Source organism: Microbacterium sp. (genome assembly GCF_035687345.1).
Lineage (GTDB): Bacteria > Actinomycetota > Actinomycetes > Actinomycetales > Microbacteriaceae > Microbacterium.
In genome coordinates this window covers 76,160-84,447 of the sequence record NZ_DASRXZ010000125.1, presented here as the reverse complement: position 1 = coordinate 84,447, position 8,288 = coordinate 76,160, and the positions used below count along the sequence as shown (strand labels likewise).

Here is an 8,288-nt window from a genome sequence, read left to right as displayed (position 1 = left end):
TCGGGCGCAGCTCCACGAGAAAGGCGGCCGAGTGTCGGAACTTCGTTGGGATGAGATCGATCGGCGCGCGGTGGACACCGCTCGCGTCCTGGCGGCGGACGCCGTGGAGAAGGTGGGCAACGGCCACCCGGGCACGGCGATGAGCCTCGCTCCGGCCGCCTACCTCCTCTACCAGCGCGTCATGCGCCACGACCCCTCCGACGTGCACTGGGTCGGTCGTGACCGATTCATCCTGTCGGCGGGCCATTCGTCGCTCACGCAGTACGTCCAGCTCTACCTCGGCGGGTTCGGTCTCGAGCTCGACGATCTCAAGTCGCTGCGCACGTGGGGCTCCCTCACGCCCGGCCACCCCGAGTACGGGCACACCGACGGTGTCGAGATCACGACCGGCCCTCTCGGTCAGGGCCTCGCGTCGTCGGTCGGGTTCGCGTACGCCGCGCGCTACGAGCGCGGACTGTTCGATCCGGATGCACCCGCCGGCGAGTCCCCGTTCGACCACCACATCTACGTGATCGCGTCGGACGGCGACCTGCAGGAGGGCGTGACGTCCGAGGCGTCGTCGCTCGCGGGCCACCAGGGCCTGGGCAATCTCGTCGTCATCTACGACTCGAACCAGATCTCGATCGAGGACGACACGAACGTCGCCTTCACGGAAGACGTCGCCAAGCGCTACGAGGCGTATGGCTGGCACGTGCAGACGGTCGACTGGAAGCGCACCGGCGAGTACGTCGAAGACGTGCCCGAGCTCTACGGCGCGATCGAGGCCGCGAAGGGCGAGTCCGACCGTCCGTCGCTCATCATCCTCAAGACGATCATCGGCTGGCCCTCGCCCGGCAAGCAGAACACGGGCAAGATCCACGGCTCGGCGCTCGGCGCCGACGAGCTGGCGGCCACCAAGAAGGTCCTCGGATGGGACCCCGAGCAGACGTTCGTCGTGCCCGACGGCGTCCTCGAGCACACGCGCGGCTCGCTCGCCGAGCGCGCCGCCGCCGAGCGCGAGGCGTGGCAGCGCAAGTGGGACGCGTGGGCGGAGGCGAACCCCGAGCGCAAGGCGCTCTTCGACCGCCTGCAGGCGCGTGAGCTGCCCGCCGACCTCGCTGAGGCACTCCCCCGGTTCGAGGGCGGCAAGGACGTCTCGACGCGCGCCGCGTCGGGCCAGGTCATCAACGCGCTCGCCGCGAAGCTCCCGGAGCTGTGGGGCGGGTCGGCCGACCTCGCCGAGTCGAACCTCACGACCATCAAGGACGCGAAGTCGTTCATCCCCACCGAGTGGTCGACCCACGAATGGGCCGGTGACCCGTACGGTCGCGTGCTGCACTTCGGCATCCGCGAGCACGCCATGGGCGCGATCGTCAACGGCATCGTGCTGCACGGTCCGACGCGCGCGTTCGGCGGAACGTTCCTCATCTTCAGCGACTACATGCGCCCGGCGGTCCGCCTCGCGGCGCTCATGAACATCCCGTCGCTGTTCGTGTGGACCCACGACTCGATCGCCCTCGGCGAGGACGGGCCGACGCACCAGCCGATCGAGCAGCTCGCGTCGCTGCGCGCGATCCCCAACTTCACGCTCGTCCGTCCCGCCGACGCCAACGAGACCGCGTACGCGTGGCTCGAGCTGCTGCGCCGCCACAGCGGCCCCGCGGGCATCGCGCTGACGCGCCAGAACATCCCCGTGTTCGAGCGGGGCGATGGCGAGGCATCCGGTGACGTGCTCGCATCCGCCGCCGGCGTCGCGAGGGGCGCCTACGTGCTCGCCGAAGCCCCCGGCGGGACGCCCGACGTCATCATCATCGCGACCGGCTCCGAGGTGCAGCTCGCCGTCGCCGCGCGCGAGAGGCTCGCCGCCGATGGCGTGAACGCCCGAGTCGTCTCGGCCCCCTCGCTCGAGTGGTTCGCCGAGCAGGACGAGGAGTACCGCGAGAGCGTGCTGCCGTCCTCGGTCAAGGCGCGCGTGTCGGTCGAGGCCGGCATCGCCCTCCCGTGGCGCGGCATCGTCGGCGACACCGGCCGTTCCGTGTCGATCGAGCACTTCGGCGCGTCGGCCGACTACAAGACCCTGTTCGAGAAGTTCGGCATCACCGCCGACGCCGTCGTCGAGGCGGCCCGAGAGACCATCGCGGCCACCGAAGGGGCGGCCGTCGTCATCGAGGAGAACGCATGAGCACCCCCACGAAGAAGCTGGTCGACGCCGGCGTCAGCATCTGGCTCGACGACCTCTCGCGTCAGCGGATCGAGACGGGCAACCTCGCCGCCCTGATCACCGATCGCAACGTGTCGGGCGTGACCACCAACCCCACGATCTTCGCCGCGGCGATCGGTCAAGGTCACGGCTACGACGAGCCGCTCCGCGCTCTCGCGACTGAGGGCGCGTCGGCTGACGACGCGATCTTCGCGCTCACGACCACCGACGTGCGCGACGCCGCCGACATCCTCCGTCCCGTGTACGACGCGACCGACGGCGTCGACGGCCGCGTGTCGATCGAGGTCTCGCCCGACCTCGCGCACGACACCGAGGCGACCATCGCGCAGGCGAAGGAGCTGTGGACCGAGGTCGACCGGCCGAACGTCCACATCAAGATCCCCGCGACGAAGGCCGGTCTCCCGGCGATCACCGCGGTGCTCGCGGAGGGCATCTCGGTCAACGTGACGCTCATCTTCAGCCTCGAGCGCTACGCCGAGGTGATCGACGCCTTCCTCGCGGGCATCGAGCAGGCGAAGGCGAACGGTCGCGACATCTCCAAGATCCACTCGGTGGCGTCGTTCTTCGTGTCGCGCGTCGACACCGAGGTCGACAAGCGCCTCGCGGCGATCGGCACCGACGAGGCGGCCGCGCTGAAGTCCCGCGCGGGTGTCGCGAACGCGCGGCTCGCGTACGAGCTCTTCGAGCGCGAGTTCGCGACCGACCGCGCGAAGGCCCTGACGGATGCCGGCGCCCACGTGCAGCGTCCGCTGTGGGCGTCGACCGGGGTGAAGGACCCGTCGCTGCCCGACACGCTCTACGTCACCGAGCTCGTCGCTGCGGGCACCGTGAACACGATGCCCGAGAAGACCCTCGAGGCGACGTTCGACCACGCCGAGATCACCGGTGACACCGTCACCGGCAACTACGCCGACGCGCACAGCGTGATCGACGGTCTCGCCTCGGTCGGCGTCGACTTCGCCGACGTCACCCAGGTGCTCGAAGACGAGGGCGTCGACAAGTTCATCGCCTCGTGGCACGAGCTCCAGGGCACGGTTCGCGGCGCGCTCGAAGAGGCGCTGCAGGGGGCGCGATGAGCGCGTGCGGCGCGCACCGCTCGAAGGGGGCGATCCGATGAGCTTCGAGATCCACGTCAGCGGCCACGTCAAGTCGGTCGTCGACGAGACGCTCCCCGGCCTCGTGGCCGACCTCGTGGCATCCGGTATCACCGCCGGCGACTCCACGCTGTGGGGCCCCGACGCCGAAGAGGAGGCGTCGAAGCGCCTCGGGTGGGTGCAGGCGGTGAGCGTCTCGCGCCCCCTCGTGCCCGAGATCCAGGCGCTGCGACGTGAACTGGTCGCGAAGGGCGTCACGCGCGTGGTGCTCGCCGGCATGGGCGGCTCGTCGCTCGCGCCGGAGGTCATCGCACAGACGGCCGGCATGCCGCTCGTGATCCTCGACTCCACCTCGCCCGGGCAGGTGCTCGCCGCGATCGACGGCGATCCCGAAAGCGGCGGCCTCGAGCAGACGGTGCTCGTGGTGTCGTCGAAGTCCGGCTCGACGGTCGAGACCGACTCGGCCAAGCGCGCGTTCGAGGCGGCGTTCCGCGACCTCGGCATCGACCCGGCAGAGCGCATCGTGGTGGTGACCGACCCGGGCTCGCCGCTCGACGAGTCGGCTCGCGCCGACGGCTACCGCGTGTTCAACGCGGACCCGACGGTCGGCGGGCGCTACTCGGCGCTCACGGCCTTCGGGCTGGTGCCCGCGGGTCTCGCCGGCGTCGACATCGAAGAGCTCCTGACCGAGGCGGATGCCACGCTGCTCGAAGTCGCGATCGACAGCCCCGAGAACCCCGCGCTCGTGCTGGCGGCGGCGATCGCGGGCGGCAACCCGCGCCGCGACAAGCTCGGCCTCGTCGCGGACGGCACGCACATCGTCGGCCTGCCGGACTGGATCGAGCAGCTCGTGGCCGAGTCGACCGGCAAGCAGGGCACGGGCATCCTGCCCGTCGTGCTGCTGCCCGTCTCGCCCGAAGTCGACACACCGCCCGCCGACCTGCAGATCGTGCGCTTCGTCGACGACGCCGAGCACTTCCGCCTGTTCGAGCGCCACGAGGGCGAGGTGCTCGTGAGCGGCTCGCTCGCGGCCCAGTTCGTCGTGTGGGAGTACGCGACGGCGATCGCGGGACGGATGCTCGGCATCAACCCGTTCGACCAGCCCGATGTCGAGTCGGCGAAGGTCGCCGCACGCGGCCTCCTCGACGCGCGTCCCGAGCCGACGCCGCCGGCGTTCACGGTCGACGGCGTCGAGGTGCGCGTGAGCGACCCCGAGCTCGCGGCATCCGGCACCGTCGCGGGGGTCCTCGACGCACTGTGGGCGCGGCTCCCCGAAGACGGCTACGTGTCGATCCAGGCCTACGTCAACCGCCTGCAGCTTCCGCAGCTCCAGGGACTGCGTGAGCTCGTGGCGGCGGACTCCGGACGCCCCACGACCTTCGGTTGGGGTCCCCGGTTCCTCCACTCGACGGGCCAGTACCACAAGGGCGGTCCGGCCAACGGCGTATTCCTCCAGATCACGGAGCGCACCGACGTCGACCTCGAGATCCCGGGGCGTCCGTTCACCTTCGGACAGCTCATCGAGGCGCAGGCCGCGGGCGATGCGAGCGTGCTCGCACAGCACGGCCGACCGGTCGTGACGCTCACACTCACGGATCCGCAGGTCGAGGTGCTGTCGCTCTTCGAAGCGGCTCAGTAGGGCAGGTCACCAGACGATGAGCGACGAGACTCCTGCAACGAGTCACGCCCCGACGGGCCAAGGCGTCGAGATCTCGCGCGGGCACAATCCGCTGCGCGACCCCCAGGACCACCGCCTCAACCGCATCGCAGGGCCCAGCGCGCTCGTGATCTTCGGCGTGACCGGAGACCTGTCGCGCAAGAAGCTCATGCCCGCGGTGTACGACCTCGCCAACCGCGGACTTCTCCCTCCCGGCTTCGCGCTCGTCGGGTTCGCCCGGCGCGATTGGGAGGATCAGGACTTCGCGAAGGTCGTCTACGACGCCGTGCGGCAGAACGCCCGCACCGAGTTCCGCGACGAGACGTGGAAGCAGCTGCTCGAGGGCATCCGGTTCGTCTCCGGCGAGTTCCACGACGCGGATGCGTTCCGTCGCCTGCGCGAAACCGTCGAGCGCCTGGACGTCGAGCGCGGCACGATGGGCAACCACGCGTACTACCTGTCGATTCCGCCGAAGGACTTCCCCATCGTCGCGGAGCAGCTCAAGTCGTCGGGTCTCGTCGATGACACGGCCGACCAGCCCGACCGCTGGCGCCGGGTCGTGATCGAGAAGCCGTTCGGCCACGACCTCGCATCCGCGCGATCGCTCAACGACGCGCTGCGTGCGGCCTTCCCGGCGGACTCGATCTTCCGGATCGACCACTACCTCGGCAAGGAGACGGTCCAGAACATCCTCGCGCTGCGCTTCGCGAACGAGCTGTACGAGCCGATCTGGAACCGCAACTACGTCGACCACGTGCAGATCACGATGGCCGAAGACATCGGGGTCGGCGGTCGCGCCGGCTACTACGACGGGATCGGCGCCGCCCGCGACGTCATCCAGAACCACCTGCTGCAGCTCATGGCCCTCACTGCGATGGAGGAGCCCATCAGCTTCGACGCCCGCGATCTGCGAGCCGAGAAGGAGAAGGTGCTCGCGGCCGTCACGCTGCCGGACGACCTCGCGCGCACGACGTCGCGCGGACAGTACGCCGGCGGCTGGCAGGGCGGCGAGAAGGTGCCCGGCTTCCTCGAGGAAGAGGGCATGAACCCGGATTCCACGACCGAGACGTTCGCCGCGATCACGCTCGAGGTGAACACACGTCGTTGGGCCGGGGTGCCGTTCTACCTGCGGACCGGCAAGAGGCTGGGCCGCCGGGTCACCGAGATCGCCGTGATCTTCAAGCGCGCGCCCGAGCTGCTGTTCTCGCGTGCGCAGACGTCGGGTCTCGGCCAGAACGCCCTCGTGATCCGCGTGCAGCCCGATGAGGGTGTCACGATTCGATTCGGCTCGAAGGTGCCGGGTGCTGCCGCACAGGTGCGCGACGTCACGATGGACTTCGGCTACGGGCACGCTTTCACCGAGGCGAGCCCCGAGGCGTACGAGCGGCTCATCCTCGACGTCCTCCTCGGTGATCCGCCGCTGTTCCCCCGCCACGAGGAGGTCGAGCTGTCGTGGAAGATCCTGGATCCGATCGAGCAGTTCTGGGAGGCGCAGGGCGGTCCGCTCGAGCAGTACTCCCCCGGCTCGTGGGGTCCGGCATCCGCCACCGCCATGCTCGCCCGTGACGGACGCTCCTGGAGGCGCCCATGATCGTCGACCTGCCCGACACCACCGTCAGCAAGATCACACGCGCCCTCGTCAACGTGCGCGAAGAGGGCGGCGCCGTCGCGCTCGGCCGTGTGCTGACCCTCGTCATCGTGACGCGCGAAGGCGAGATGGAAGAGGTCATCGAGGCCGCGAACGACGCGTCGCGCGAGCATCCGATGCGCGTCATCGTGCTCCTCGTGGACGGTGAGGAGTCCCAGGCGCGTCTCGACGCCCAGATCCGCGTCGGCGGCGACGCCGGCGCGAGCGAGGTCGTCACGCTCCACGCGTACGGCGAGGCGGCGTCGAACCTCGAGAGCCTCGTCACCGGACTCCTGTTGCCCGACGCACCGGTCGTCGTGTGGTGGCCGAACGACACACCCGAGAACCCCGCCGACACATCGCTGGGTCGCATCGCACAGCGCCGCATCACGGATGCCGCGACCAAGCCCAACCCGTGGGAGTGGGTGGCCTCGCTGTCGGAGTCGTACTCCCCCGGCGATACGGATCTCGCCTGGACGAGGCTCACCCGCTGGCGTGAGCAGCTCGCGGCGATCCTCGACCAGCCGCCGTACGAGTCAGTGCGCCGCGTCGAGGTGCGCGGAGCGGGCGACTCCCCGTCGACGAGCCTTCTCGCCGCGTGGCTCCGTCTCGCACTGGACGTGCCGGTCGACTGGCGATACCTCGAGCCCTCCGAGTGGGAGCACGGCATCAAGTCGGTCGTCCTCGTGCGCGACAGCGGGGAGGTGCGGCTCGAGCGTCCCGAGCCCGGGGTCGCCATCCTCACGCAGCCCGGCCAGCCGAGTCACGACCTCGCGTTCCCCCGCCGCACCCTGCGCGAGTGCCTGGCAGAGGAGCTCCGTCGCCTGGATCCCGACGTCCTGTATGGTCGAGTGATCAGTGAGGGCCTGGAACTCCTCGGTCCGCCATCGACACAGGAGCCGAATGGCTGAGACGTCCAACGAGAAGCGGGTCGTGATCCTCTCCGACCCGACCGCACTCGCCGAAGCGGTGGCGTCGCGGTTCTTGAGCCGCATCGCGAAGCGCAGCGACCACAAGCGGCTCGTGCACATCTCCCTCACCGGCGGCTCCATGGGCGGCGCGGTGCTGAAAGCCGCCGCGGCGAACCCGCGGGCGGCGAGCCTCGATTGGTCGAAGGTCCACTTCTGGTGGAGCGACGAGCGCTGGGTGCCGCGTGCCCACGACGACCGCAACGAGAATCAGTCCCGTGAGGCGCTGCTCGATCAACTCGACATCCCGGCCGAGAACATCCACTCCGTCGCGGCCAGCGACGAGGGCCTCGACCTCGACGCCGCCGCGCGGCTGTACGAGCACGAGCTGGCGAAGTTCTCGAGCGACTTCGGCGCGTGGCCGTCGTTCGACGTCTGCTTCCTCGGCGTCGGCCCCGACGGGCACATCGCGTCGCTCTTCCCCGACCGTCCAGAGATCCACGTCACCGATCGCGCCGTCCTGCCCGTGCGCGAGTCGCCCAAGCCACCCCCCGAGCGCGTCACGATGACGCGGCCGGTCATCAACGCGTCGCGCCGCTTGTGGATGGTGCTGGCCGGCACCGACAAGGCGTCCGCCCTCGGTCTGGCCCTCGCGGGCGCGAGCTACGGCAGCGTGCCCGCCGCCGGCGCGAAGGGCCGCAAGCGCACGGTGTTCTTCGTCGACGAGGCTGCCGCCGCGAACGTCCCGCCCGAGCTCATCGACCGCGAGTACTGAAGCCGCGCACAGCGTGAGAAAGCGAGG

6 protein-coding genes are annotated in these 8,288 nt (G+C 70.1%); all 6 read left to right on the top strand.

Annotated elements, in window-relative coordinates; all coding sequences use genetic code 11:
* Positions 1 to 31: 31 nt before the first annotated feature.
* From tkt to pgl, 6 genes are read left to right on the top strand one after another with little or no spacing between them, the layout of a single operon-like run.
* On the top strand, positions 32 to 2,161 hold the full coding sequence (gene tkt, locus VFF97_RS14645) for a transketolase (RefSeq protein WP_325034233.1): 2,130 nt from the start codon (positions 32 to 34) through the stop codon (positions 2,159 to 2,161).
* A complete protein-coding gene (gene tal, locus VFF97_RS14640) occupies positions 2,158 to 3,276 on the top strand; it encodes a transaldolase (RefSeq protein WP_325034232.1) in 1,119 nt (372 codons plus the stop codon). The genes tkt and tal overlap by 4 nt, the downstream gene beginning before the upstream one ends.
* A 37-nt stretch (positions 3,277 to 3,313) precedes the next feature.
* Positions 3,314 to 4,933, top strand: coding sequence for a glucose-6-phosphate isomerase (locus VFF97_RS14635; RefSeq protein WP_325034231.1), 1,620 nt, complete (start codon positions 3,314 to 3,316; stop codon positions 4,931 to 4,933).
* A 16-nt stretch (positions 4,934 to 4,949) separates the two neighbouring features.
* Positions 4,950 to 6,542 carry a glucose-6-phosphate dehydrogenase gene (gene zwf, locus VFF97_RS14630; protein ID WP_325034230.1) on the top strand — a complete coding sequence of 531 codons (1,593 nt, stop codon included), beginning with the start codon at positions 4,950 to 4,952 and terminating at the stop codon, positions 6,540 to 6,542.
* Entirely contained in the window at positions 6,539 to 7,489 is a 951-nt protein-coding gene (locus VFF97_RS14625; protein ID WP_325034229.1) for a glucose-6-phosphate dehydrogenase assembly protein OpcA, read from the top strand. The genes zwf and VFF97_RS14625 overlap by 4 nt, the downstream gene beginning before the upstream one ends.
* Positions 7,482 to 8,261, top strand: a complete 780-nt coding sequence (pgl, locus tag VFF97_RS14620) for a 6-phosphogluconolactonase (RefSeq protein WP_325034228.1) — start codon at positions 7,482 to 7,484, stop codon at positions 8,259 to 8,261. Before VFF97_RS14625 ends, pgl begins: the two co-directional genes overlap by 8 nt.
* The last annotated feature ends 27 nt before the right edge of the window (positions 8,262 to 8,288 follow it).

Excerpts from the sequence above, each read along its gene's own strand:
- tal (WP_325034232.1), top strand. The coding sequence starts at position 2,158 with ATGAGCACCCCCACGAAGAAGCTGGTCGACGCCGGCGTCAGCATCTGG.
- VFF97_RS14635 (WP_325034231.1), top strand. The coding sequence starts at position 3,314 with ATGAGCTTCGAGATCCACGTCAGCGGCCACGTCAAGTCGGTCGTCGAC.
- zwf (WP_325034230.1), top strand. The coding sequence starts at position 4,950 with ATGAGCGACGAGACTCCTGCAACGAGTCACGCCCCGACGGGCCAAGGC.
- VFF97_RS14625 (WP_325034229.1), top strand. The coding sequence starts at position 6,539 with ATGATCGTCGACCTGCCCGACACCACCGTCAGCAAGATCACACGCGCC.
- pgl (WP_325034228.1), top strand. The coding sequence starts at position 7,482 with ATGGCTGAGACGTCCAACGAGAAGCGGGTCGTGATCCTCTCCGACCCG.